Below are 23,130 nucleotides of genomic sequence, written 5' to 3'. Positions count from 1 at the left end.
TTGCTGCGGGGGCTACGTTCGGGACCCCCGCCGCCGGGGGGGGGGCCGGTGAGGGGCCCGTGGGGGCAACCCGCTGCCCTCCTGGGGCCCTTCACGGACTTCGCAGTCGCGGGTGCCCGGCCAGCCGTCTTGCCCGCCGAGAGCCAGTACTGCGCGAGCTCGCGGCTGTCGGCGATTCCGCTCGTCCGCGAGCACCGGCATCGGGGCGAGCGTGTCCACGACAGCGGGTGCCAGCACGAGCGTCGCCGCTAGGTCTCGCACGCTGCGGCCGCTCGTGTCATGGGCCGATCGGTGGGCTGCGGCTCTGGATGCGCCAGAGCGACCGGCAGGGGGCGCGGCGGCCGCGTCCCCTGCCGGGATGAATCACTTGCTGTGCTGGGAACGGCGGCGCAAGAGGAACGCGCCGCCCGCGGCTGCCGCGGCCGCTCCGCCGATGGCGAGCGCGGTGGCCGGGCTTCCGTCCGTGCCGGTGTTCGGAGCGGCGACGGCGTAACCGCCGCCCGCGCCGGTCTTGTCGTAGGTCGAGCCGGGGAGCTTGTCGCCGTAGCGTTTCTGCAGCTCGGCACGGTAGGTCGCCAGGGTGACCCGGGTGCCCGCCGGAACGCCGGAGACCGCGCCGTCGAGGACGGTCACGGTGTCGCCGGAGACCGAGTACCAAGCGTTGACCTGCGGTTCGTGCAGCAGGTAACCGCCATGTGCGGCGGCCGCGTGGGCCTGTTCGTCGTTGCCGGAGGCGACGTTGATGACCTGCCAGCCTGCCTTGCTCGGCTGGGCCCAGACGGTGGCGGCGCGGCCGTCGGCGAGGTGGGCGGGGGAGGCGACGTAGGCCAGGGCGGCCGGGACGTCGGATTCGCCGTTGATGAACGCCGCGGTCGGCTCGTACACCGGGATCTGGGTGTTGGCGTCAGCCGCGGCGCGAGTGGCGTGCGCGGCCGCCGGCGCCGCACCGGGGAACTTCGTGTGCGCGAGGCGGGAGGCGGTGTCCGGGCTGGCGAGCAAGCCGGAGATCGCGGCCGTGTCCGACGGGGACGGTCCGGTCGGCGATTGAGCGGCCGACGCCGGGTTCGCGGCGAAGACCGCGGCGGCGATGGCTCCGGAGGCGACAGTGGCGCGGAGGATGGTTCGCAACATGAGTCAGCCCACCATTCCGTAGACGGTGTGGGTCCAGGCGAATTGGTTGTTCGAGACGTAGGTGCTGTAGTTCATCGAGTTGTAGCGGTTGTTCGACGGCCAGGGGTCGCCGTATTCGACGACGCTGCGGCCGTTCGAGTCGTCGTAGCCGTAGAGGACGTGCATGTGGCCGCCGCCGGAGTTCCAGCCGATCCGGGTGCCGATCGGCTGCCCGGCGTTGATCTGGTTCTTGATGCCGGAGAAGGAGAGCCGGTAGCCGTTGGAATTGTAGGTGCCGACGCTGCGGAACCCGAGGTAGCGGAAAACTCTTTGCTGGTCGCTGAGGTAGCCCTGGCGGTTCGCGCAGTCGCTGCCGGATTCGTTGTGCGCGATCTGGCAGAACCGGGTCTGGGTCAGCGAATAGCCCCAGAACGCGGCGATGGTGTTGCCGCTGGCGTCCCAGCACCACTGGTCCTTCTGCTGGGCCTGCATCGAGATGTTCGTTTCGCCCGCGTCCGCGGCGGCGGGAACGGCGAGCGCGGTCGCCGCGGCGGTCGCGACCGCCGCTATTCCGCGCAGAATCGAAGACGGCACTTTCACGGGAGCCTCCAATGGGGAAGCCCGGCCGGGCCGGGGGAATTCCCGGACCGGTGGGGAAGGGGGAGATGCGTCCGGAACGGTACGCGCGCGAAGTTTGCGCCGACTACCGACTAATGGCGGTATTCCGTTGCCGGCGCGCCGCGGCGGATATTTCTACGCCGGTCGATTAGGTGCCTCCCTGAGCCCGATAATAAGGGAATTCATCCTGGAAAGCATTCGGCAATCCGACTTTCGTCGGGTGTTTTTCCGTTGAACCCGGCCCGTCGTTCGTCGGCCGCCGTTCCGGCGACCCGGCGGCCGGATCGCGCCGGCGCCGGCCGCCGACCCGGTTCGCTCCCTGTAGGTCGAGGGGGAGGAGCGCCGGGTTCGCGCGTATGAGACACTTGATCGGTCATGACTGCCCTCCCTCTTGTTTTCGACGCGCCCAAGCGCGGCCTGCCGCCGCGCCATCTCGCCGACCTCACGGTGGCCGAGCGAGCCGAGGCCGTCGTCGAACTGGGGGAGAAGGCGTTCCGCGCCAAGCAGTTGTCGAACCACTATTTCTCGCGGCTCACCGTCGACCCGGCGGAGATGACCGACATCCCGGCCGCCTCGCGCGAAAAGCTCGTGGCCGACCTGATGCCGCCGCTGCTCACCGAGGTGCGCGCACTGGCCGCGGACGGCGGCGCGACCCGCAAGACCCTGTGGCGCGCGCACGACGGGACGCTGCTGGAGAGCGTGCTCATGCGCTACCCGGACCGCGCGACGCTGTGCATCTCGAGCCAGGCCGGCTGCGGGATGGCGTGCCCGTTCTGCGCGACCGGCCAGGGCGGTCTCGACCGCAACCTCTCGACCGCCGAGATCGTGGACCAGGTCCGCGACGCCGCGGCGGTCATGCGCGACGGCTCCATGCCCGGCGGCCCGGGGCGGCTGTCGAACATCGTGTTCATGGGCATGGGCGAACCTCTAGCGAATTTTCGTCGCGTTATATCGGCGATACATCGTATTGTGGATCCGTCTCCTGCTGGGCTTGGTATTGGTCAGCGTTCCGTGACGGTGTCGACGGTGGGTTTGGCTCCGGCGATCCGGAAGCTGGCGGATGAGCGGATGCAGGTTCGTCTCGCGGTTTCCTTGCACACGCCGGACGATGAGCTGCGGGATACGTTGGTGCCGGTGAACAATCGTTGGTCGATCGACGAGGTTCTCTCGGCTGCGCGGTATTACGCCGACACCTCGGGGCGGCGGGTGTCGATCGAGTATGCGTTGATCCGCGATATCAACGACCAGCCCTGGCGGGCCGAGCTGCTCGCGAAGCGGTTGCGGAAGCATTTGGGCCAGTTGGTGCACGTCAATGTCATTCCGTTGAACCCGACGCCGGGCAGCAAGTGGGACGCGAGTCCGAAGCCGGTGGAGCGCGAGTTCGTGCGGTTGGTGAACGCTGGCGGGGTGGCGTGCACGGTGCGGGACACGCGTGGTCAGGACATCGCGGCGGCGTGCGGTCAGCTCGCCGCCGAAGGCTGAGTTTGTTGGTTTCGATGATGGAGTGTTTGTCGTGATGTATGCGCCCAGCCTGTTGGAGCCGGCTGCGGAGGAGCTGCGGCTCGCTGACGTGGTGGGTCGTGGCGCGACCGAGGTGGCGCGTGAGGCGCGGACGTTGCTGGGTGAGCGGTTCAGTTCGGTGACGTTCATGTATGTGTTGATGCGGGCGTTCGAGGTCGACTACACGGCTGCGCGGGATGCGTCGCGGTGGCACGAGTTTCACGGCGGTCCGCGGGCTCTGTCGGACGCTGACCTGGAGAAGCTGCTTGCCCCGTGGCTCGATCGCTGATCATCCGTCGTCGGGATGTCCGGGAAATCTGTCTGGATGCCCATCTCGTCACGTGACGGCTGGCGTCGAGAGGACTGGCGGCACTGCTGACGTTGAGTCAGGATGGACGGCGTGCCGACATCGATTCCTGCCCTGGTTGAACCCGCAGTACTGCGGTGGGCAAGGGTCTCGATCGGGCTGACGGAAGTGGCTGCGGCGCGCAGGATCGGTGTACCGGACGACCGCGTCGCCCGATGGGAGTCGGGCGACGAATCTCCGACGATCGCGCAGCTCAAGAAAGCCGCGACTGCCTACAACCGGGCTTTAGGCGTGTTCTTCCTGGCCGAGCCGCCAGCAGCGTTCGACACGTTGCGCGACTTCCGGCGACTGCCGGAGGCCGGGGCGGGAGAGTGGTCGCCTGATCTGCACGCGGAGTACCGGCGAGCCCATCAGCAGCGCGACAATCTGCTTGACCTGTACGAACTCGACGATGAGCAGCCGCCAGACGACTGGAGACTGCCTGCTGCGGGAACCGACGAGCGCCTGGCCGAGCAGGCTCGCGAAATGCTGCTGCGCCTGTCGCCGCTGGCCCTGACGATTCGTTCGACCGCCTACGACCACGTCAATGCCTGGGCCGCTGGGCTCGAACGCGCCGGCGTGCTGGTCCTGGCCACTTCGCGCGGGCGCGTCCAGACGGCCGAGATGCGAGGGTTCTCCCTCTACTTCGACCAACTGCCGGTGATCATGGTCAACGGCGCTGACAGCCCTCGTGGCCGGCTGTTCTCGCTCCTGCACGAGTTTGCTCATCTGATCCTGCACACCCAGGGCTTGTGCGACGTCACCGCCGATCTGCGCGCGACGACACCGGAAAGACAATTGGAAGCGCGTTGCAACGCTCTCGCGGCGGCGATGCTCATGCCGACCGCTGCGGTGCTTGGGCGTCCGGAGGTGCAGGCGCGGGCGGAGCAGCAAGACGCCTGGACGTACGCGGCACTACGCGACGCTGCTGCACCGTTCGGGGCCAGCGCCGAGGCGTTCCTGCGCAGGCTGCTCACCCTCGGACGCGTCACTCAGCCCTTCTACGAAGCCCGCCGCGCGGAGTTCCTGCAGGCGTACGAGGCGGACGCATCGACGCGCACGACTGGCGGCGGCGATTGGTACCGAAACACGGTTCGTGACCTGGGAAAGGGCTACGTTCGTCAGGTCACTGATGCGCATCGACGCAGGATGATCGACACCTACACCGCAGCCACCTACCTCAACGCCAAAGCCGGTCAGATCGACAAACTCGCCGATGCCGCGGCTGTTCGGGAGGTGGTCTAGCCGGTGCCCTTGTACTCGTTCGACACCAGCGCGATCCTCAACGGACGGCGAGACCAATTGCCGCCTTCGGTCTTCAGCACCCTGTGGCAGCGGATTGAGGCGCTGATCGCCGAGGGAACGATCCGCTCCGTCGAGATCGTTCGCGACGAGCTGGGCAAGCGTGACGACGACGCCAACACCTGGGCCCGTGCGCAGGCCGATCTCTTCGTGCCCCTCGAACAGGACATCCAGCTCGCGACCAGAAAGATCCTGCACGCCCACCCTAAGATGATGGGTACCGGCGGCGGCCGGAATGGTGCCGACCCGTTCGTCATCGGCCTCGCGCTCGCGCGCACCGGCGTGGTCGTCACCGACGAGACCTTCAGCGGAAACCTCGCCAAGCCACGCATCCCTGACGTGTGCAAAGCGGTCAGCGTGCCATGCGTAAACCTCGTCGGGTTCGTGCAGGCCCAAGGCTGGAAGTTCTGATCAGACAGTGACAGGGCCACGGACTCGGCCGCGGCAGTCGAGTCGCTGCTCAACCGGCACCACATTCTGTCTGCGCGTGTTACCTGTACGCTTGCTCAAGCGTAGCGTCGAAGACGCCGCATTGGGTTAGTCGAGCCAGTGGATGAATCTTGCGGCGTTGTGCACAACGTAAGCTTCTTGTACCAAGCGATCCCGGTATTCACGAGATTTGTCAGTCGAGTCAGTCAGGAGCATCGCCCCAGTGCCGATTAAATGGGCGCTGCCGAGGCATGCGGTGTCGAGTGCCAAGCTGAGCATTTCTGGGCTCAGCTCGTTGCCGTGCCACACGCCGTCAATGACGCGTTCGGCGTGCAGTTGCCCCAGCGGCGTGCTGTGGGTGATCTGACTGAGCAACGAGTAAGCGACTTCTAGCCAGCCTGGCTCGGGGTACGGGGATCCGAGTTCGCGAAGCATGCTGGCGATAGTGGGTATTGGCTTTCGTCCCTTGGCGATCTCGTTGTCTGGCGTGACGATCTTAACGTTGCGAGGTCGCGCAAATACCCGCTCGGCGTCGGTTTTCGGTACGCCGCTGGCGACGAGCGTGTTGATGGTCTTCTTCTGGCGAGCGCGAAACTCGTCGAAGTATTGCTTGGCCCGGTTTTCGAACTCCTTTCCAGGAACGGAGAACCGCCACGTCAGTCGGGCAGCCTCCTCCAGGAGCATGCGAGCGGCGAATACTGAGATCACGGCGGAGCCGGGTTGGTTGTAGGTAGACATGACGGTTTGCAGGTTGGAGTGGCCGCCTCCGTAAGACAGCATCGCGTGTAACGATGGTTGTCCATGGTCCCAGGGTCGGATCATCATGCTACGAACGATGTCGTAGTAGTTTTCGGCTGCCGAAGCGACTGCGTCGACCGAGTAGATGTCGGGCAGCAGGTCGTCCGCGGCAAGGATGGCTTGCGGTCGTAACAACGGCCTGTCGGCGTGGGCCTGCTGCTCCTTTTTCTTCTTCTGCGGTGCGGCCGGGCGACGGATAGAGCCGAGACTGTGTATGGGCACCGCGGCTGCGGCGACCTCGGCGGCTAGATCAATCGCCCGCTGCAAGAATGGCTCCCGCTCGACGTCCACGGGCCACGATCCGGGCAAGGCGGCGGTAGTGCCGAGCAGAGTTGCGGTGGCTCCGACGGCGGCTACATGCATGAACAACGCTTCGTGGTCTGGTCGCAGATCGTGCCCAGTCGCGCCGCCGTCGGTCAGGCTGCTTTGCAGCCCGAGGTAGTTGCCATGTCCGGCGTGAGCGAGAACCATGCTCGCGCCCTTGAGTCCAGCCATGTCGAGCAGCGGCGCGACGCGGTGCAGCAGTGGTGAACCGGGGGCTGCGGCTTGTGCATTGGCCGAGCGGTTGAAAAACTCGTCGAGCAAATCTTCCTCGCCTGGCGTGGGCAGCACGTCGAGCCAGGTCATAGATGCGCCTGTAAGGTCGGCGACATCGGGTATCGGCATGAGCCAGCGCGGCAGGTGCGGGCAGGTTGTGTCGGTCTTGTCGAGCAACACGCACAGCCGGTTGCGTTCGTCGAGCAGATCGCCCAGCAGAGAGCGTCGGCGGGGCGGGTCGTCGCCGATCCATAGCCAGCGGAGTCCATCCACGAACAGGCTGCGCGCGATCGATCCGATGACTGTGCCGCCGAATCCTGCGCCGATCAGCGAGTCTGCGCAGTCGTACCGTTGCCGAGCGAACATGAACGCGACACTGGTCAGATAGTGGTCGCCCGGAACGTCGAGGTTGTAGTCGATCGGAAGCTCGTCGAGGTGGAGGCGTAACGCGCGCGCGGCTCGGCGCAGCCTGGCAGTCTCCGGGGTGACGGGCCGGCGATCGGGCCTCTCATCGTTTCCGTCGCTCATGACGGGTAGTCAAGCAGAAGCAGGCGGGTGGTGCTCGTGATTTCCCAGCGTGCCAGGCTCGTCTGAAATTAGCGTGATCAACTCCATAGCCATGAGAACAGGCCTAGATACGCGCATTAGCGCACCTATCAAAGCGGCAACTTGCGGTTTCGATCTTCTGCTGCCACTGCGTACGATGCCAGTGTGTCGGAAGCTCCATCTGTAGCAGCGCAATTGGCTGCTTGGCTCTGAAAATTTCAAGGGCCGCCAGGCGGCGCGTCAGAGGTGTCGAGCAGTTGAGGCAGGTCAAGGGTGCTGGGCGGCGGCACCTTGTCGTCGACCGTAGGAAGTTCCTCCGAGGCCGGCTCTGACTCGAACTCTATGAAAGGCAGCTTGACGCGAACACGTCGCCGTGACTTCTGTGATACGACCATTAGAAGGAGCGTGCCCACGATGACGACGCCGAACAATGCTGTGAGAGCCCAGATGCTGGTAGCGGACATCTCTGCGACCCGGGTGATGATGGTTTCGAGCGACACGTGCAGCCCTCACTGTTCAGTGGCCCCGGAGCCGCTACCGCCGACCGGTAAGGGGTGTGTCGCGTGCTGCCATGCGCAGCTTGAATCGCTTTTTCCCGCCCGGCTCCGGGTCGTCGAATTTCTTGCGACGGGGCGGGATGCCTTTCGGGGTGCGGCGGGCCGAGTCAAATGATATTGACTTGGAAAGTGCTGCCTCGGCGAACCTCGTAGCGTGGCCGTCTCGTACGTTTGAGGATCGCACGCCGCGCCTGGTCGTTAGCCTAAGTCGAAGATGCCTCTACGGTGGTGATCTGAAGCGGCCGCAACATCGGCATCGACCATTCTGTTCTCGGATCTGCTCGGGGGTAGGAGGGGAGCCAGTGGGTGTTGCCGGTTGCTCAAAGCCAATGCTGCGGTGCGGCAGACGCGCAGTGTGGGTGCGCAGGTTCGGCATCCGCATGCGGCATGAAAATATCGTTCATCGGCTATCGCTCCTGGGGGGAGGGCGTCGGTGCGCGTAGTTCATGACGCAGCCAGGGCGCCCGCGCTAGAACTCGCAGGGAGTGGCGTACCTGTTGCTGCCATCCGCATCCGGCCTCGGCGAGATCAAAAAGTTCGGAACGAAATCGTTCCTCGTAGTCTGATCTGCTTTCCGCAGGAAGCAGTCTGACAGCAAACGATGCCAGATGGTACGAGGTTTTCCTTACCTGAACTTGGGAGATTTGCTCAACAGTGCGAGTTCTGATTTCAATTGTAAGTTCGCTATTGATCTGATTGGCAAGATCGAGAAGGGAATTGAATTCTCGTACAAAGGACTTTGCGCGTACGCGTCCTTGAACGGCGGCATAGGCCGGAATCCTGTCGGGTATTTCGCCTAAGCTGTGGGAAATATTGTCGAGGGCGCTGCGCGCAAGGGCAAGTTCTCGGACGAGCGCGACGACATCTCGCACTGGGTCGATCGAGATTTCAGGCGATTCGTGATATGCGTCGAAACCGAAATCGAGGCCGTATTCACTGCTGAGGATCATGGCTTGGTCGTAGACAAATTCGCTGCTGCGTCTGAGTTCTAGGGAAATCTCCCGAAGGTTGGCGGGGTACTCGTCCGATTTCGCGACCGTGTGTAAATGAGCTAGAGTAGCGGCTATTCCGTTGATCACGCTCCACCTGCCACGTCTGGTCGCAAACGCGACAATGCTTGCGTGGAAGCTTCTGAGCGATGCAGTGCGGCCTGGACGACGCCTAGACTGTTGGGATCTAGGCTGTAGTAACGTCGTCGTGGGCGTCCCCTTTCGCTGGGGTCGACCTGCTCCCAGCGGCTACGCAGCCATCCTGCTTTCTCGAGTCGTGCCAGGATTGGATGGATGGTGCCGCTCGGTAGTCCCGCGGCGGCGCAGAGTTCGAGGCCGTACATCTCGCGTGCGGGATCGACCATCAGTTCCCGGAGTACCAGTTGCGTGGGAAGCGTCATCCGTGGACCTGCCATGCTTGAACTCTACCTAGGGTCTAGGTAGAGAACAAGAGTGGTGCGCAAGTTGGCGTAGTCGGCGTGCCGCTTGCGATCACCGTGCTGGCCTTCTGATCGAACTCACGCCCGTAGGCTTCGACTTGTCGAGCTAGCACTGTGTGTGATGCGCGAGCGTGCTTGTCTGCCAACTGTGAAGAGAAGCCGGGCCGGCAGTCGTCCGCACCTGGGCCGACTTTTACTCGTTCAAGCGTCGCGAGCGACCCGCATTCGCCTAAGAAGAAGGCGCGTGCGGGCGTTCGGGCGGAAGGCTCTGCGGCTCGCCGCGGTCGAGCGGCCTCCATTCGAGCAGTGAGCGCTGTTCGGCGCGGGCGCGAGAAGCTGCTCGCTTGCGGTCGGTGGCTGGCGCTCTTCGATTAGAAGACTGGCCAGACCCGGCAAGCAGTGTGGCGGCGGGCGCAATGTCTAATTACCGACCTGACCTGCGTAAACAGGCTCGGTGCGGTTGTTGTAAAAGGGTAGGGATGGGTGAGCCACTGGCGAACTACAAGCGTGTGGTGGCGGCGGTGCGTCGGATCACTGATCCCGCGCCGGGCGGGCTCGGCATCGGGCAGCGTTCGGTGACGGTGTCGACGGTGGGTTTGGCTCCGGCGATCCGGAAGCTGACGGACGAGAAGATGCAGGTTCGGCTGGCGGTGTCGTTGCATACGCCGGACGACGAGCTGCGGGACACGTTGGTGCCGGTGAACAACCGTTGGTCGGTGGATGAGGTTCTTTCCGCCGCTCGGTATTACGCGGACACTTCGGGTCGTCGGGTGTCGATCGAGTATGCGTTGATCCGGGACATCAATGACCAGCCGTGGCGGGCGGAGTTGCTGGCGAAGCGGCTGCGGAAGCATCTGGGTCAGTTGGTGCATGTGAACGTCATCCCGCTGAATCCGACGCCGGGTTCGAAGTGGGATGCGTCGCCGAAGCCGGTGGAGCGGGAGTTTGTGCGGCTGGTGAACGCTGGTGGGGTGGCGTGCACGGTGCGGGACACGCGTGGTCAGGACATCGCGGCGGCCTGCGGTCAGCTCGCCGCCGAGGGTTGAGCGAACAGTTCAGAGTGGAGTAGTTGTCTTGTTGTGTGCGCCGAGCCTGCTCGATCCGGCGGCTGAGGAACTGAAGCTGGCTGACGTCAACGGCCGCCAGACCGCGGTGGACGTGGCCCGGACGGCTCGCACCCTGCTGGGCGAGCGGTTCGATTCGGGAAGCTTCATGTACGTGCTGATGCGGGCGTTCGAGGTGGAGTACACGGCCGCGCGGGAAGCGTCTCGGTGGCACGAGTTCCACGGCGGGCCGCGGGCGTTGTCGGATGCTGATCTGGAGAAGCTGCTCGCTCCCTGGCTTGCTCGCTGACCGCAGCTTCACGGTCAGTGATCGCAGCGGGTTCGTCGACGCCGCGGCCACGCAGGTCATGCCGCGACTTTGATCGCGCCTCGCAGCTTGGCGGCGTTGTAAGAACACGTTCTCGATAGCGGTGCTCGCGGCCGGTCTCCTCTTGCCGAGAACGCCCTCTTCTGCCGATGAGCTAGCTTCCTGCGAGCAACCGCGCGGTCCGACCAGGAACTGAGAGCCCGGTGTCTACACCTTGCTCGCGACCACCATGTAGTTCTCGGCCTCAAGATCGAACGTGCTCACTTCCGGCCGGAATCCGACCCGGTGCAGGTCGGCTTCGAGTTCCTCGTACCGGTAGGGCCAGCAGGACAGCAGTTCCGAGCGGACGACAACCAATCCAGTCGCCTCAACCTGGGCGATCGCAATCTCGATGTGGTGCTCCTCCTCCCACCGCGGCGCGATCTCCCAGCGGTAGACCACGACGGCATCGCGACCGTTCCGGCGGACGAGTCGGTCACTGATGTCCAGCCGGGAACCTCTGGCTCTCACGAGTTCCCACGTGCGGGATGTGAGCACCAAGCGCCCGCCAGGGCGCAAGAGCCGTGACATCGACTTCAGAGCAGCGCCCCTGCCTGTCGCGCCCGCGGCATGGTGAAGCGAGTTGCCAACGCAGAACAGCATGTCGAACGTGCTGTCCTCGAAATGATCGGGCAACTCTTCCCAGCTTGCCCGCACGGCCCGGACGGATGTCCCGAACTCCTCAGACAACTCCGCAGTCCGTCGAACCATCGCTTCGCTGGCGTCAGTCGCGGCAACCTGGATGCCACGACCGGCGAGGCCAACCGCCAACTGTCCGGTTCCGCATGAACAGTCGAGGACGTGAGCGTTCGACGGCAGGAGACTGAGGACGTCATCGAACGACGCAGCGAACTCGGCCGGAGCCAGCTTCGCATCGGAGATGAGCCATTCGTACACCTCGGCAAGCGCGTCATAGTCCGTCATAACTGCTACCTCCGTCACGCAGCAGATTCACGGTGGCACATCAGTACATCAGCGGAGCGAGTCGATTCACCAATGGTTTTGTAACCCGCCCGCTATGCCGCGGAGCGGTCGTCCAGGAACGCGGCGGCGGCAGCGCAAAAGTGGAACAGGTTGCCGCGCTGGTGCCTGCTGGGCAACCGCGTGAGGCTTGCCAATGTCGCAATCGGAAAGGCGACGCGGGCGGACGGATTCGACGCGCTGGCACCATAGTGTGATGGGGATCGAGAATTTCGAGTCGATCGTGTCGGCTGCGCTGCCGGACATCGTCGCGCGCGTGCCCAAAGCGCCCGCTGGTCGCCTCGGCCGGTGGGAGCCGAAGGGGTATTCGCGGCACGGCACGAGGGTCCAAACGGCTCTGGACGAGATCGGCGACGTACTTTCTGAACGGCTGCTGGGCGCGCTGGAACTGACTGTCGATCGGTTGGCCGTGGACATCCCGCACGATCTTGTGTCCGGACTGGCTCAGTCGAGCGTCACGCACTACGTCACAGGGTGGATGGGCGATGAGCAGTGCGCCACGAAGCAAGCCGTGGCCATCGTCGAACAGGTCCACCCCGGCGCGGCTGACCGCGTGGTCGATCTATTCGAAGCGTTGCGGGACAAGGCGGCCGTGCCGGATGCGACCGGTGATGAAGCAGAGATCGCCGCGCAGCACGGTGCCGCGCATTTCGCTCTGGCCGTGATCGTGTCGACCGCGGTGCTGCGCTCGTTGGGCACTGCTGTGGCCGGTGAGACGCCCGCGATCGTCGGTGTGGCGCTGGGTGCTACTGCGATCGTGTTGCCGACGGTGCCCAAGCCGCGTGGTTACGCGGCGGCCGTGCTAGCCAAGCGGTGCGCTGAATACCTGCTGCCGCAGTCCTCCTCAACTTCGGCCGCGGTAACGGACCACCGGTTTTGGATCACCGAAGGTTCGGTTCCCGCGAACGCCGATTTCTCCGGCAACGGCCTGGTCACCGCAGTGGAAGACGGCGTGGTGATCCGGACGGGCGTGGCCGAAGGCCACGTGCCGATATCGATGCACGTGCTGACCGGCCCACCCGAGGAACTCGACCTCACCGGCTGGGACGAGGTCGTCGAGATCAGTTGGACCGCGTCGGAGGGCGGCGCCGTCCTGTCCGGGAACGCATCCGGATACGGCCGCCGCTGCTGGGAAACGCCGCCGTGGCCGGGCGACTACCGAGTCCGCGTGCAGGTGACCGGCCGCGACGATGCCGAAGAGCTTTATCACCTGGTCATGTGGCAGGCGCCGGCCACACCCGACGTAGTGCACAAGAAGACGGACCGGCTCGGTCATCGGCTGCGTGGGGAACCTGAACCGCCTCCGATGATCGCACCCGACGCCGAGCACCGGTGGATCGAGAAAAGTTCACTCGGGCAAGCCGCCACGATCACCGTTGTGCGCGGCCTCACGCCGGAGGAAGTGATCAGCACCCTCGGCGGCGACCCAGCCGCACCGGTGTCGATCAAGTCGATCGTCGAGCGGCCCGCGTGGGAACGGCTCATCGGCCCAGGGCACGGGTACGTGCCGCTGCTGGCCGTGCTCGAGGTGGACGACGTGGTGCTGGCCGTCGAGGAGAACGGCTTCCAAGGCGCCGACCGTGACAGGCTGACCGCGTTGTCCCGCAACGGAAAGGCCGCGAGCGTGTACTGGAACGCCAACTTCCAACTCGCCCTCGCCGAGCGCGGGCAGATGTTGTACGCGGGCCACCCGGGTCATGAACCCGGCGCGCCGCACTGTGAAGACCTGGACTTCGACGACTTCCGGCACCTCAACGCGAAGGGCCTGACAGTGATCGCCCGCTTCGCCGGTCGCGGCATCACCGCGGACAACCTGGCCGCGATCTACGAGACCGACCAGGCCTACGTCCTGCGGGGCTAACCGCCGAACCCCGCCGCCGACGACACCGAGCCTGCCTGTGTCCCGTTCTACTTGTACGTGTGATGTCCTCTCGTCGGCAGGTGAGCGCGTCCGACGAACGCGCGGTTTGCGGCACGAGCGGATTGGCGGATCAGCCGTGCGCGAATCGAAAACCTTGACTCCAAGCGACAGGCAAGTGCGGGGACCAGGTATTGCCGCAGATGCCTGCGGAAACGGGGAAAACTACTCAGGCACCGGCGATCGGGCGCCGATAACCTGGGCACTGTGAAGGTTTCGCACGGTATCGTGCTGCTCGGTTGCGCGGCCTTGGTCGCGTCCTTCTGGCTCGTGCCCTCGGCCGAGGGCGACGCCGAGACGGACCGGCAGTCGGACACGCTCGCCGACGCGATCGGCTATCCGCGCCAGGCGGACGCCGCCGGGTTCGCCCGCGCCGCGCTCGCCACGCCGCTGGGGCGCAGCACCGGCTTCGGCGTCCTGGAGGCCACGGATCTGCCCCACGACGACCCCCGGGATCCGATGGCCCGGCTGGTCTGGCGGATCCACCACGAGAGGCCGGACACGGGCTGGAACCTCGGCTCGGATACCTTCGACGCCTGCTACCGCGTCGAGTTCGACTACTACGGGACGTCGTCGGGACCATCGCGGATCACCTGCCCGGCGAACGCCGCCGCGATCACCCCGCCGCCCTTGCCGAGGCGGGACATCCCACCCGGATTCGCCCCGGCGCTCGAGGCCGTCCTGCGGCACCTGCCGGCCACAGCCAGCCCGCTGGAGATCCGCGCGGCGCTGACCTCCGGGATGCCCGCGCCCCCGGTGGATCCCGAGACCCACCTGGCCGGGATCCCGCCGGAGGTCTTCGTTCAGGTTCACGGATCCGACGTCGGCGTGGCCCTGTTCGCCCGGACGGGCGTCCAGGACACGGACTGCATGATGGGCCGGCGGGTCGATGACGGGGTGCGGGTGTGGGCGCTCAGCGCTCGGGATCAGCGGATGGAGCTTCCGTGCAGCGCTGAAGCCGCTCTGGCCGCTCCCTAGCGGGCACCGCACGGCTCAGTCCACGCAGATGACGCAGCCCAAGGTGATCGATTCGTCCCTGGCCGGTGCGCCCCTCGCCGCACCAGCCAGCCGTCCGTCAGGATCACGACGCATCGATGCCGACGTGCGAGTGGAAGTCCATTCGGGTTCGCAGAAGGAGCTGCGGCACGGATCGTCCGGGTCGTATGGTTGGACGAGAAACGCCATCGTCTCGTTTGCTGTTGAGAGGTTTGCGGTGCTGCCTCGCAAAGCTGCGAGGACGGTGTCGATCCGTAGAGGAAACGACCTTTTGCTGACGAAGAGTGACGGACAGTTTGTTACCATGTTTCCTATGGGCAAGTAAAACTGTTGGTTTGAGCAAGCGCTTCCCCGCTCATTAAGGTGCTTCGAATGACTCATGGAGAGGTTGTCGATCTGCGGGCCGGTCGGAGTCTGCGTGCTGCGTTTGGCGTGAAGTATGTCGCGGGCGGCGTTCCGGGCGACGAATCCTACGAAGCTGTGGAGCTGATACTTTACGGAGGTTCATCCGTTTTGTTGTCTACTGATACTGACTGGACTCTCCGGGTAACTGAAGGTCGATGGCCGACGCTCCCGGAATGGTGCTGGCCTGTTGAGTCATGGGATTTCGAGAAAATTCCCGAGATCGGGGCTTCTGGCCTTGACGTCATAATCTCGAAATCGGAGAAGATAAATTCTGCAGGCGAGGTATGCGGTGTCCTTCTGGAGTTTCCTGCGGCACTTCTGACGGTCAGTTCTGGCGAGGCTGTAACGTGGGCCTTCTCGCGCAAGGAGAGTTGATCGCTCCATTAAGAGTGTGTCCCAGCGGCTAGGTCGGCGAGGTTCTTGTGGCAGCGAGGCTGGCTCCTGGCCTGAAGAAGATGAGGAAATGGGCGGTTTTGCATTGCGGGATGCAGGCTGAGCTGACGGCGATTGTCTCAGCTCGGAGCGGTTGCGTCGGGGTCTTCTCTCGTCGTGACTGAGGTCGCATTTGAGGAGATACGTGCTGAGCTGCGTGAATGCGGTTTGTCGTCCTGTTGTAAAAAGGTGGGCATGGGTGAGCCACTGGCGAATTACAGGCGTGTGGCGGCGGCGGTGCGTCGGATCACTGCGGCTTATCCGAGCCGTAGAAAGACCGGTGCGGCTCCGTCGAGTAAGCTGAGGTGGATCGGCGCGCGTCTGAGGTGCTGGCGAACTGCATGCGCGCGGTAGCCGCGGCGGGACGGGATGGAGTTGCTGGCGAAGCGGCTCCGGAGGCGGCCGGGTCGTGACGAATACGCAGGGCTGCGATGGAATCGTCAAGTAATTCACCTGCGAGGTGCCTGTTGGACGCGCGAGAGATCGAAATGGGATGCCGCTTCATGCGATGCGCATCTATGATTGTCCCGGAGCAAACCGTGTACGCAATGCATTCCCTGTTGGGTGATTTCTTGTGAAGATATCTTTCTCGTCAAGTATGGACTACGCCGCTCACGGGCGAGAGTGCACGCAGGTAGGTGATCTGGCCGAAATTTCCAAGGCCGACCTGACGTGGTATTACTTCCTCGGACGCCTTTCGATCCGCTGCGCTGGCGTGGATATCGGTCCTCCATGGGGCTGGGTGCCGCTGTTCGATGCGATGTACAGCGTGCAGCAGGTGATGGTTTTCGCGCGAGGGGGAAATGCTCTCGGGAAGATCGACTTCACTGAAAATCCCGAATTCATCAGCTTTGAGCTCGAGCGAAATTTCCTCCGCATGACTCCAACCTATCTGGAGATCACGTCGCGTTGCTCCGTCGATGAATTTGTGGATGCTGGCACAGGTTTCATCTCTAGGGAGTTGCAACGGGTGGTGCGGGAGTACCCCACCCTTGCCGGGAATCGGGAGGTGCGTGCGCTGGCGCGGGACGTAGGTCTGGACATTCCGGACAAGTGATGCTGGTGGTGGGCGAGTCGTCCTAGGTCAGCGGTTGGAAGAAAGAGAAAAGCGCGCGACTGTGGATTCACCAACGGCTGGTAAAGCGCCCCGCGGGATGGTGCCCGGTGCACCACCCGGCGCGAATCGGGGTGCAGAGTGTCGTACCCAACGACGAACGCGATGGCGACAGTGAGGCCTCACGTTCGAGCGACAAGGACACTCAGATGCCCCCTCAACGACGAGTGCGTGGTGCTGCCGCCGCAGGCGTGGTCGCGGTCGCCACTGTTGTGATCGGAAGCTCCGCCCGCAGGAGGGACGCTTCGTTCGGTCTGTCTGCTCCGCGCCGAAAAGTCCGGGTCGCGCGGAGAATCCCGGAGGCGGTGCAGCCGCAAGTGAAGAGCCGGTGGACGGTTTTTCTCGCTTTCGGGATGCTGGCGGTCGCGAGTCAGGCGCTCTTCGTGAACTACGCGCCGGTGACCGCGGACGCCGCCCGCCATTTCGGTGTGTCCGTCAGCGATATCGGTTGGCTGTCTCAGGTTTTCCCGTTGATCTACGTGGTTCTCGCGATTCCCGCCGGGCTCGCGCTCGACCGGTTTCTGCGGCCAGCGCTAGTAACCGGCGCGGTACTGACGGCGGCCGGGGCGTTCCTACGGCTGGTCGGCGACGACTTCAAGTGGGCGTTCATCGGCCAGGTCGTCGCCGCGGTGGGCCAGCCGTTCATCCTCAACGCCATACCGGGTCTCGCGGTGGGTTACCTGGCGGCGAAGGACCGCGCCACGGGCATCGCCGCGGCGTCGTCGGCGACCTTTGGCGGCATGGTTCTCGGGTATCTGCTCGGCGCGTTCTTGCCTGGTGAGAGCCACATCCGCACCCTCACGCTCATCACCGCGCTGATCGCTCTGGACGCCGGGCTGTGTGTTGTCGGAGCACTGCGCGTGCCACCGGCGCAGGCGAGTCCCAGTGGCGGGCTGCGGGCTTTCCGCGCGGCGTTTGGGAATCGCTACGTTCGCCGTTTGTGCGCGGGTGTCGCCATCCCCATGGGTACATTCATCGCGTTAGCGACATTCGCGCAACCGTTGCTGGCACCGGCCGGAATTCCGGAATCCACCGCGGGCCTCATTCTCGCGTTCACGATGATCGCCGGGGTGCTCGGCTGTGCGGTCGTGCCGGTGTGGGCGGATCGGCGGGGCCGCGAGGTCGGGGTCATGGGCGCGGGGATCGCGTTCACGGCCGTGGCCTGCCTGCACCTTGCTCTGGTGCCGAGCGTGCCGATGGCTTTCCTTGCGTTGGTGGGGACAGGTTTCATGCTCCTGCCGGCGCTGCCCATCGTGCTGTCGCTGAGCGAGCGGCACGCCCTCGACGCCGAGAGCACTGCCGCCGGGCTATCTGGATGGCGGGCAATCTGGGCGGAGTGGTGCTGGCGACGGTAGTCGGTTTCCTCGTCGCCAGCCCGGCTCTCGCGTTCGCGGCTCTGGCCGGGGCGACTCTGCTGGCGCTTCCGGCGCTGCACTGGTTCCGGAAGCTGGAGCAACCGTGAGTTCAGCTGGGACTGGCTGTCATGACTTCCGGTGCGATGTCCAGCACCAGCAGCGCGGCCGCGACATGGGTGGGGTTGTTCTCGACCTTGACGAGCGACAGCTCGTTGGCGCGCGAGACTCGCCGTTCGACGGTGTTGCGGTGGGCGTAGAGGTTGGCGGCCGCCCGGGTGGTGTTGAAGCCGCACTGCACGTAGGTGAGAAGGGCCTGCCGTAGCGCCGGGTCGGCTTCGGCCAGCGGGCCGAGAGTGTGGACGACGAAACGGCGGGCGCTGGCGCGGTCTTTCGTGAGGGCGTCGATCAGTTCGACGTCGGCGTAGGCCGTGAACCGCCGGTCGGAGCCGAGCCGGACGATCAGCGCCTGGGCCGAGAGGGCGTCCTGGTGGCTGGAGCGGAAACCGTCGAGCCCGCGGCCCGGCCTTCCTACGGCTACGCGCACCTCGGCATCCGTCGCCACGACCTTCTCGGCCTGGTGGAGGTCCGGAGTATCCGCTCCGGACAGCCAGATCCAGCGCGACGTGGCACTGGACCTGGCGACCAACGCGCCTCGGGCCGCGTCGGCGGACCGAAGGGCGGCGGTCGCTTGGTCCAGCGCCTCCTGCTGGCCGGGATCGTCGACCCACAGCACGAGACCCACGTGCCACCGCGCCATCCGGTAGCGCAGCCGCCCCTCGGCGAAATCCTCCGTCACGGGCGCCCCGCTGGCGATCATCTGGATCAGGCCGATCGCCTCGGCGTCCGCGTTGCCCATCGCGGCGGAGAGGCTGGCCTCGCGCAGGGTCGCGACCGAGTCGAGGGCGTACTGCACCAGCGACTTCGCCGACACGTCCAGGACATCCACGAGAAGGTCCCGGTCCGCGCAGTGCGCCGAGCATTCCTCCAGCCAGCGCCGCCAGCCGAGCCCCAGCGCCGCCCGCCACCCCTCGGCGAAGTCGGGTGCGATGCCTCGGGCGACGAGATCGCTGATGTACGCGGTGATCCTCGGGCCGACGTAGGGCTCCACCCGCTGTCCCGGGCGCTGGATGTTCGAGGTCAGCCACTGGACTAGGTCCGAGCGGTTGAGTTCGTGGTCCTCCTCGCCCAGCGACGCGTCCATGAGCGCCACCGGGTTGTACTGCACCCGGCGAGTGGACGCGGAGACGGCGTCGGCCAGCGCTTCGGTGTCCGCCAGGAGCCGCTGGCACACGGACCGGATCGCCTCGGCGGCCTCGGGGGTCGGCGGGGGCCACAGCTCTTCCATCCCCGAAGTGTGCCTCGGCCCCGGCGAGTCGGCACGGCTTGTGCCGGGGGAGTGCATCGTGCACCGGCTCCGGGCGAAGCCGGTGCTCGCTGTCGTTGTGACCGGCGTCGCTGCTGGCGACAGTGATACCTCATCAGCAGCCGGCTCAGCGAGGAGACGCAGACATGACAGCTGAGGTGTTGGACGCGGTCGAGGAATTCGACGTCGTCGTCATCGGCGCGGGAATCTCCGGGATCGGCGCGGCCGCGTATTTCAGCCGGGAGCTGCCCGGCAAATCGCTCGTCGTGCTGGAGGGCCGCGGCAACATCGGCGGCACCTGGGATCTTTTCCGCTATCCGGGCATCCGGTCGGATTCGGACCTGCACACCTTCGGGTACGAGTTCAAGCCGTGGCGGCACGAGGCCGCGATCGCCGACGCTCCGCTCATCCGGGAGTACCTCCGGGAAACCGTGGACGAGAACGACCTGGAGCGGCTGATCAGGCTGCGCCACCGCGTCGTACGGGCGGAATGGTCCACAGTGGACTCGCAGTGGACGCTGCTCGTCGAGGTGTCCGATCCCGCCACGGGGTCGAGCACGACGAAGACGATCCGGGCGGGCTGGGTGTTCGCCGCCACCGGCTATTACCGGTACGACAAGGGTTTCACCCCGGAGTTCCCCGGGCGCGAGGACTTCGCGGGAACGATCGTCCATCCGCAGCACTGGCCCGAAAACCTCGACTACCGCGGCAAAAAGGTCGTCGTCATCGGCAGCGGCGCGACCGCGGTGACGCTGGTGCCCGCCATGTCCACCGGGCCGGACGCCGCCCAGCACGTCACGATGCTGCAGCGCACTCCGACCTACATCATGGCGCTGCCCCGCGTCGACCGGGTCGCCACGACTCTCACGAAGCTGCTGGGAGAAAAGCGCGGGTACGCCGCGACGAGATTCAAGAACATCTGGGTCGAGCACGGCGTCGTCAAGGGCCTGCGGACGTTCCCGAAGCTCGGGCGGGCGTTCATCCGGCGCGAGAACCTCAAGCGGCTGCCCAAGGGATTCGACGTCGACAAGCATTTCAACCCGCCGTACGACCCGTGGGACCAGCGGCTGTGCCTGGCCCCGGACGGCGACTTCTTCGACGCGCTCAAGGCCGGCACCGCCTCCGTCGTCACCGACTCCATCACGCGGTTCAGCGAACGCGGCATCGTCCTGGAATCGGGCGAGGAGCTGGAAGCCGACATCATCGTCACCGCGACCGGGTTGAACATGCGGCTCTTCGACGGAATGCCGATCGTGGTCGACGGGCGAGAGGTCGACATCGCGGACTCGGTCTCCTACCGCGGGATGCTGCTGAGCGGGATTCCCAACTGGGCGATGGCGATCGGCTACACCACGTCGTCCTGGACGCTCAAGGTGAGCCTGATGTGCCACTACTTCATCGACCTGGTGCGGCACATGGACGCCCGCGGCTACGACCGGGTGGTCCCGGTCGCGGTGCCGGGGATGCCGCGCAAGCCGGTCATGGACCTCAAGGCCGGCTACGCCAAACGCGCCGAGAAGCAGCTGCCCAAACAGGGACAGGCCGCCCCGTGGCGGATGGCGATGTCGTTCCCCGAGGACGCCAAGGCACTGCGCGGCCCGGTCGCCGACGAGAACCTCGAATTCGGCACCGCGCGGCCGGCAGCGCTGTCCAAGGAGAGGCGGTCGGCTCATGTCTGACGCGAACGACGACCAGTACGCGACGCTGCCGTCCGGCACGACGATCTGCTTCCGCGACCACGGCGACCAGGCCGATCCCGCGATCCTGCTCATCGCCGGGTTGGGCGAGGACCTCGCCTTCTGGCCCGTTTCGTTCGTCGATTCGCTGGTGGACCGGGGTTTTCGCGTCGTCACGATGGACAACCGCGACGTCGGCCAGTCCACCTTCGCGGCCACCCCGCCGCCCGCGCTGTGGCGTCAGCTGCTCGCACGTCCCCGCAGCGACGCCTATTCGCTGGCGGACATGGCCTCCGACGCGGTCGGCGTCCTCGACCACCTCGGGATCAACCGGGTGCACGTCGTCGGCCGCTCCATGGGCGGGATGATCGCGCAGACGGTCGCCGCGACCGAATCCGCGCGGGTCCTTTCCCTGACTTCGATTTTCTCGACCACGGGTGCGAAGAAGGTCGGCCAACCGGCGTTGTCGACAATGCGGTTGCTCGCCGGCCCGTCGGCGCGGACCAGGACGGCGGCGGTGCGCGCGCACCTGCGGATCACCAGCCACATCGCCGGAACGGGATATCCCATCGACGACGCGGCCGAGGCCGCCGTCGCGGCGGGCGGCTGGGACCGCGCTGCCGGCGACCTGGCTGCGGGCTCGGCCCGGCAGATCCAGGCCATCCAGGCGTCCGGAGACCGGACCGCGCAGCTGAGCCGGATCACCGCGCCCACCCTGGTGCTCAACGGCGACCGGGACCTGCTGGTCGCTCCCACCGGCGGCGCCGCGACGGTGAAGGCGATCCGCTCCGCACAGCACGTGGTCATTCCCGGCATGGGGCACCACATTCCCGAGGCACTGGTCGAGCCCATCACGCAATACATCTCGGAACATGCCAAGCGCGTGACCGAAGGGGGAAACCATGCCCGGATCTCCTGAACGGAGCGCAGCCTCATGAAGATCGACAACGTCGAGTACAGCACTTTCAGCGGCTGGATCGACCCGCCCGCGGACGTCCTCCCCAGCCTCGACGGAGACCTCGAATGCGAGGTCGCGGTCGTCGGCGGGGGCATGGGCGGCATGGCGACGGCGCTGCGGCTAGCCGAGCGCGGCCAGGACGTCGTGCTGCTGGAGGCCGAGTTCTGCGGCTACGGGTCCAGTTCCCGCAACGGCGGCCAGATCGCGAGCGTCCCGGGCGGGGACCTCCGGCTGCTGAGCCTCTTCTATCCCAAGAAGGTGCCCGGCATGGTGCGGCTGGCCGAGAATTCCGCGAGCTTCACCGAAGACCTCATCAAGACCCACGCGATCGACTGCGACTACGAACCCAACGGCCTGGCGTTCGCCGCCGTGGGACACGGGCAGATGCTTCGCACGCGGACCTTGGCGGCGATTCTCCGGCGCGCCGGCGGACGTGGGCGCGTCGGCACGAGCGAGGAACTCGGCATTCCCCGCACGTTCGTCGGCGGCATGCGGGAGGCCGTGGGCGGAATGCTGAATCCCGGCAAGCTGAGCCGGGGAGTGCGCCACGCCGTGGTCTCGTCGTCGGCCCGGGTGTTCGAACGGACCAAGGTCACCGATGTGCGCCGCGACGGCGGCAAGGTCGTGCTCTCGACCCCCGGCGGCACCGTGCGGGCGAGCAAGGCGGTGCTCGCCACGAACGCCTACTCGGGGGAGTGGGACATCACCCCCGAGCGGCTCTCGGTGCCGATGTGGCTCATCGAGATGGAGACCGAGCCGATCGCCCCGGAACGCCTCGCCGCGCTGGAATGGAGCAGCCGGTCGGGAGTGATCACCCAGCACCAGGTCATGGAGCACTACCGCCCCACCGCGCGGGGCACCATCGTGTTCGGCGTCCGGCGCGTCGAACGCGGCAAGACCTACCCGTTGCCTGCGAAGGCCCCGGACCGGGCGATGGTCGAAGAGCTGGCGGGTGCGTTCGCGACCCGGTTTCCCGCGCTCGCCGACGTCGCCGTGGAGCGGGCGTGGGGCGGCTGGATCGCGATCACCTCGTCCTGGCTGTCGATCGCCGGCCGGATCGAGGACAACATCTACTACTCGATCGCCTGCAACGGACACGGATTGGCTCAGGCGCCGTACGTCGGATCGCTGATCGCCGACCTGATCGTCGACGGAAAACGGCACGAGGATCTCGACGGCATTTGGGCGGAGAAGCCGAAATTCCCTCCCTTCGCGATGGTCGGCCCGCTCGGCCTGCGCACGGTGTGGGCACTCGACCGCTTCACCGATCTGATCAACGGCAGCCGCCGCCGCGCCCTTCGCGCAGCGGCCCGGGTGCGCTGAACCGCGGCCCTAACCCCATTACATCTC

At 65.8% G+C, this 23,130-nt stretch carries 22 protein-coding genes and 1 pseudogene; 15 read left to right on the top strand and 8 right to left on the bottom strand.

Going from position 1 to position 23,130, the window contains the following annotated elements:
• Window positions 1-363: 363 nt before the first annotated feature.
• Window positions 364-1,131, bottom strand: a complete 768-nt coding sequence (locus ACWGIC_RS17415) for an LPXTG cell wall anchor domain-containing protein (RefSeq protein WP_452076952.1) — start codon at window positions 1,129-1,131, stop codon at window positions 364-366.
• Between the two features lie 3 nt (window positions 1,132-1,134).
• On the bottom strand, window positions 1,135-1,710 hold the full coding sequence (locus ACWGIC_RS17410) for a papain-like cysteine protease family protein (RefSeq protein ID WP_452076951.1): 576 nt from the start codon (window positions 1,708-1,710) through the stop codon (window positions 1,135-1,137).
• A gap of 393 nt (window positions 1,711-2,103) precedes the next feature.
• On the opposite strand from ACWGIC_RS17410, the gene rlmN reads away from it, so the two are divergent.
• From rlmN to ACWGIC_RS17390, 4 genes are all read left to right on the top strand, one after another.
• Window positions 2,104-3,210: a 23S rRNA (adenine(2503)-C(2))-methyltransferase RlmN gene (rlmN, locus tag ACWGIC_RS17405; protein ID WP_452076950.1), complete on the top strand. Its 1,107-nt coding sequence runs from the start codon at window positions 2,104-2,106 to the stop codon at window positions 3,208-3,210.
• Between the two features lie 34 nt (window positions 3,211-3,244).
• Window positions 3,245-3,517: a hypothetical protein gene (locus tag ACWGIC_RS17400; protein WP_452076981.1), complete on the top strand. Its 273-nt coding sequence runs from the start codon at window positions 3,245-3,247 to the stop codon at window positions 3,515-3,517.
• A gap of 102 nt (window positions 3,518-3,619) precedes the next feature.
• Window positions 3,620-4,819 (top strand): XRE family transcriptional regulator, encoded by a 1,200-nt coding sequence (locus ACWGIC_RS17395; protein WP_452076949.1) that lies wholly within the window; start codon window positions 3,620-3,622, stop codon window positions 4,817-4,819.
• Window positions 4,820-4,828: 9 nt separating this feature from the next.
• Complete coding sequence (locus ACWGIC_RS17390; RefSeq protein ID WP_452076948.1) at window positions 4,829-5,287, top strand: DUF4411 family protein; 459 nt, start codon at window positions 4,829-4,831, stop codon at window positions 5,285-5,287.
• 126 nt (window positions 5,288-5,413) lie between these two features.
• Here the strand turns inward: ACWGIC_RS17390 and ACWGIC_RS17385 are convergent, their stop codons facing one another.
• The 4 genes from ACWGIC_RS17385 to ACWGIC_RS17370 all read right to left on the bottom strand — a co-directional run bounded on the left by ACWGIC_RS17385 (window position 5,414) and on the right by ACWGIC_RS17370 (window position 9,076).
• Window positions 5,414-7,168: a hypothetical protein gene (locus ACWGIC_RS17385; RefSeq protein WP_452076947.1), complete on the bottom strand. Its 1,755-nt coding sequence runs from the start codon at window positions 7,166-7,168 to the stop codon at window positions 5,414-5,416.
• A gap of 236 nt (window positions 7,169-7,404) precedes the next feature.
• Complete coding sequence (locus ACWGIC_RS17380; protein ID WP_452076946.1) at window positions 7,405-7,686, bottom strand: hypothetical protein; 282 nt, start codon at window positions 7,684-7,686, stop codon at window positions 7,405-7,407.
• Between the two features lie 464 nt (window positions 7,687-8,150).
• Window positions 8,151-8,822, bottom strand: coding sequence for a hypothetical protein (locus ACWGIC_RS17375; RefSeq protein ID WP_452076945.1), 672 nt, complete (start codon window positions 8,820-8,822; stop codon window positions 8,151-8,153).
• A complete protein-coding gene (locus ACWGIC_RS17370) occupies window positions 8,819-9,076 on the bottom strand; it encodes a PadR family transcriptional regulator (RefSeq protein ID WP_452076980.1) in 258 nt (85 codons plus the stop codon). The genes ACWGIC_RS17375 and ACWGIC_RS17370 overlap by 4 nt, the downstream gene beginning before the upstream one ends.
• Before the next feature lie 569 nt (window positions 9,077-9,645).
• Here ACWGIC_RS17370 and ACWGIC_RS17365 point away from each other — a divergent pair.
• Window positions 9,646-10,218: pseudogene (locus ACWGIC_RS17365) on the top strand (radical SAM protein); the annotation flags it as partial.
• A gap of 28 nt (window positions 10,219-10,246) precedes the next feature.
• Window positions 10,247-10,525 (top strand): hypothetical protein, encoded by a 279-nt coding sequence (locus tag ACWGIC_RS17360; RefSeq protein ID WP_452076944.1) that lies wholly within the window; start codon window positions 10,247-10,249, stop codon window positions 10,523-10,525.
• A 225-nt stretch (window positions 10,526-10,750) separates the two neighbouring features.
• On the opposite strand, the gene ACWGIC_RS17355 is transcribed toward ACWGIC_RS17360, so the two are convergent.
• Window positions 10,751-11,506: a class I SAM-dependent methyltransferase gene (locus ACWGIC_RS17355; RefSeq protein WP_452076943.1), complete on the bottom strand. Its 756-nt coding sequence runs from the start codon at window positions 11,504-11,506 to the stop codon at window positions 10,751-10,753.
• A gap of 193 nt (window positions 11,507-11,699) precedes the next feature.
• Between ACWGIC_RS17355 and ACWGIC_RS17350 the strand changes: the two genes are divergently transcribed.
• The 6 genes from ACWGIC_RS17350 (at window position 11,700) to ACWGIC_RS17325 (ending at window position 17,890) form a co-directional block, all read left to right on the top strand.
• Complete coding sequence (locus ACWGIC_RS17350; RefSeq protein ID WP_452076942.1) at window positions 11,700-13,424, top strand: DUF6461 domain-containing protein; 1,725 nt, start codon at window positions 11,700-11,702, stop codon at window positions 13,422-13,424.
• A 264-nt stretch (window positions 13,425-13,688) separates the two neighbouring features.
• Window positions 13,689-14,459 carry a hypothetical protein gene (locus ACWGIC_RS17345; protein WP_452076941.1) on the top strand — a complete coding sequence of 257 codons (771 nt, stop codon included), beginning with the start codon at window positions 13,689-13,691 and terminating at the stop codon, window positions 14,457-14,459.
• 390 nt (window positions 14,460-14,849) lie between these two features.
• The gene (locus ACWGIC_RS17340; RefSeq protein WP_452076940.1) at window positions 14,850-15,257 is read left to right on the top strand and encodes a hypothetical protein; all 408 of its coding nucleotides are present in this window, start codon (window positions 14,850-14,852) and stop codon (window positions 15,255-15,257) included.
• 655 nt (window positions 15,258-15,912) lie between these two features.
• Entirely contained in the window at window positions 15,913-16,371 is a 459-nt protein-coding gene (locus ACWGIC_RS17335; RefSeq protein WP_452076939.1) for a hypothetical protein, read from the top strand.
• 374 nt (window positions 16,372-16,745) lie between these two features.
• On the top strand, window positions 16,746-17,783 hold the full coding sequence (locus ACWGIC_RS17330; protein ID WP_452076938.1) for an MFS transporter: 1,038 nt from the start codon (window positions 16,746-16,748) through the stop codon (window positions 17,781-17,783).
• Window positions 17,765-17,890, top strand: coding sequence for a hypothetical protein (locus ACWGIC_RS17325; RefSeq protein ID WP_452076937.1), 126 nt, complete (start codon window positions 17,765-17,767; stop codon window positions 17,888-17,890). The genes ACWGIC_RS17330 and ACWGIC_RS17325 overlap by 19 nt, the downstream gene beginning before the upstream one ends.
• 2 nt (window positions 17,891-17,892) lie before the next feature.
• Here the strand turns inward: ACWGIC_RS17325 and ACWGIC_RS17320 are convergent, their stop codons facing one another.
• Window positions 17,893-19,128 (bottom strand): PucR family transcriptional regulator, encoded by a 1,236-nt coding sequence (locus ACWGIC_RS17320; protein ID WP_452076936.1) that lies wholly within the window; start codon window positions 19,126-19,128, stop codon window positions 17,893-17,895.
• 164 nt (window positions 19,129-19,292) lie between these two features.
• Here ACWGIC_RS17320 and ACWGIC_RS17315 point away from each other — a divergent pair, with 164 nt between their 5' ends.
• From ACWGIC_RS17315 to ACWGIC_RS17305, 3 genes are read left to right on the top strand one after another with little or no spacing between them, the layout of a single operon-like run.
• Window positions 19,293-20,825: a flavin-containing monooxygenase gene (locus tag ACWGIC_RS17315; protein WP_452076935.1), complete on the top strand. Its 1,533-nt coding sequence runs from the start codon at window positions 19,293-19,295 to the stop codon at window positions 20,823-20,825.
• Window positions 20,818-21,741, top strand: coding sequence for an alpha/beta fold hydrolase (locus tag ACWGIC_RS17310; protein WP_452076934.1), 924 nt, complete (start codon window positions 20,818-20,820; stop codon window positions 21,739-21,741). The genes ACWGIC_RS17315 and ACWGIC_RS17310 overlap by 8 nt, the downstream gene beginning before the upstream one ends.
• Before the next feature lie 15 nt (window positions 21,742-21,756).
• Window positions 21,757-23,103: an NAD(P)/FAD-dependent oxidoreductase gene (locus tag ACWGIC_RS17305; RefSeq protein ID WP_452076933.1), complete on the top strand. Its 1,347-nt coding sequence runs from the start codon at window positions 21,757-21,759 to the stop codon at window positions 23,101-23,103.
• Window positions 23,104-23,130: the final 27 nt, after the last annotated feature.

It is taken from the genome of Amycolatopsis sp. NPDC054798 (assembly GCF_053611505.1).
Note: the sequence above shows the minus strand (reverse complement) of the source record. Positions and strands in the feature narration are given on the sequence as shown.

Coding starts and splice junctions, on each gene's coding strand:
- ACWGIC_RS17415 (WP_452076952.1), bottom strand. CDS start 1,131: ATGTTGCGAACCATCCTCCGCGCCACTGTCGCCTCCGGAGCCATCGCC.
- rlmN (WP_452076950.1), top strand. CDS start 2,104: ATGACTGCCCTCCCTCTTGTTTTCGACGCGCCCAAGCGCGGCCTGCCG.
- ACWGIC_RS17400 (WP_452076981.1), top strand. CDS start 3,245: ATGTATGCGCCCAGCCTGTTGGAGCCGGCTGCGGAGGAGCTGCGGCTC.
- ACWGIC_RS17395 (WP_452076949.1), top strand. CDS start 3,620: ATGGACGGCGTGCCGACATCGATTCCTGCCCTGGTTGAACCCGCAGTA.
- ACWGIC_RS17385 (WP_452076947.1), bottom strand. CDS start 7,168: ATGAGCGACGGAAACGATGAGAGGCCCGATCGCCGGCCCGTCACCCCG.
- ACWGIC_RS17370 (WP_452076980.1), bottom strand. CDS start 9,076: ATGTACGGCCTCGAACTCTGCGCCGCCGCGGGACTACCGAGCGGCACC.
- ACWGIC_RS17355 (WP_452076943.1), bottom strand. CDS start 11,506: ATGACGGACTATGACGCGCTTGCCGAGGTGTACGAATGGCTCATCTCC.
- ACWGIC_RS17350 (WP_452076942.1), top strand. CDS start 11,700: ATGTCGCAATCGGAAAGGCGACGCGGGCGGACGGATTCGACGCGCTGG.
- ACWGIC_RS17340 (WP_452076940.1), top strand. CDS start 14,850: ATGACTCATGGAGAGGTTGTCGATCTGCGGGCCGGTCGGAGTCTGCGT.
- ACWGIC_RS17335 (WP_452076939.1), top strand. CDS start 15,913: ATGGACTACGCCGCTCACGGGCGAGAGTGCACGCAGGTAGGTGATCTG.
- ACWGIC_RS17320 (WP_452076936.1), bottom strand. CDS start 19,128: ATGGAAGAGCTGTGGCCCCCGCCGACCCCCGAGGCCGCCGAGGCGATC.
- ACWGIC_RS17315 (WP_452076935.1), top strand. CDS start 19,293: ATGACAGCTGAGGTGTTGGACGCGGTCGAGGAATTCGACGTCGTCGTC.
- ACWGIC_RS17310 (WP_452076934.1), top strand. CDS start 20,818: ATGTCTGACGCGAACGACGACCAGTACGCGACGCTGCCGTCCGGCACG.
- ACWGIC_RS17305 (WP_452076933.1), top strand. CDS start 21,757: ATGAAGATCGACAACGTCGAGTACAGCACTTTCAGCGGCTGGATCGAC.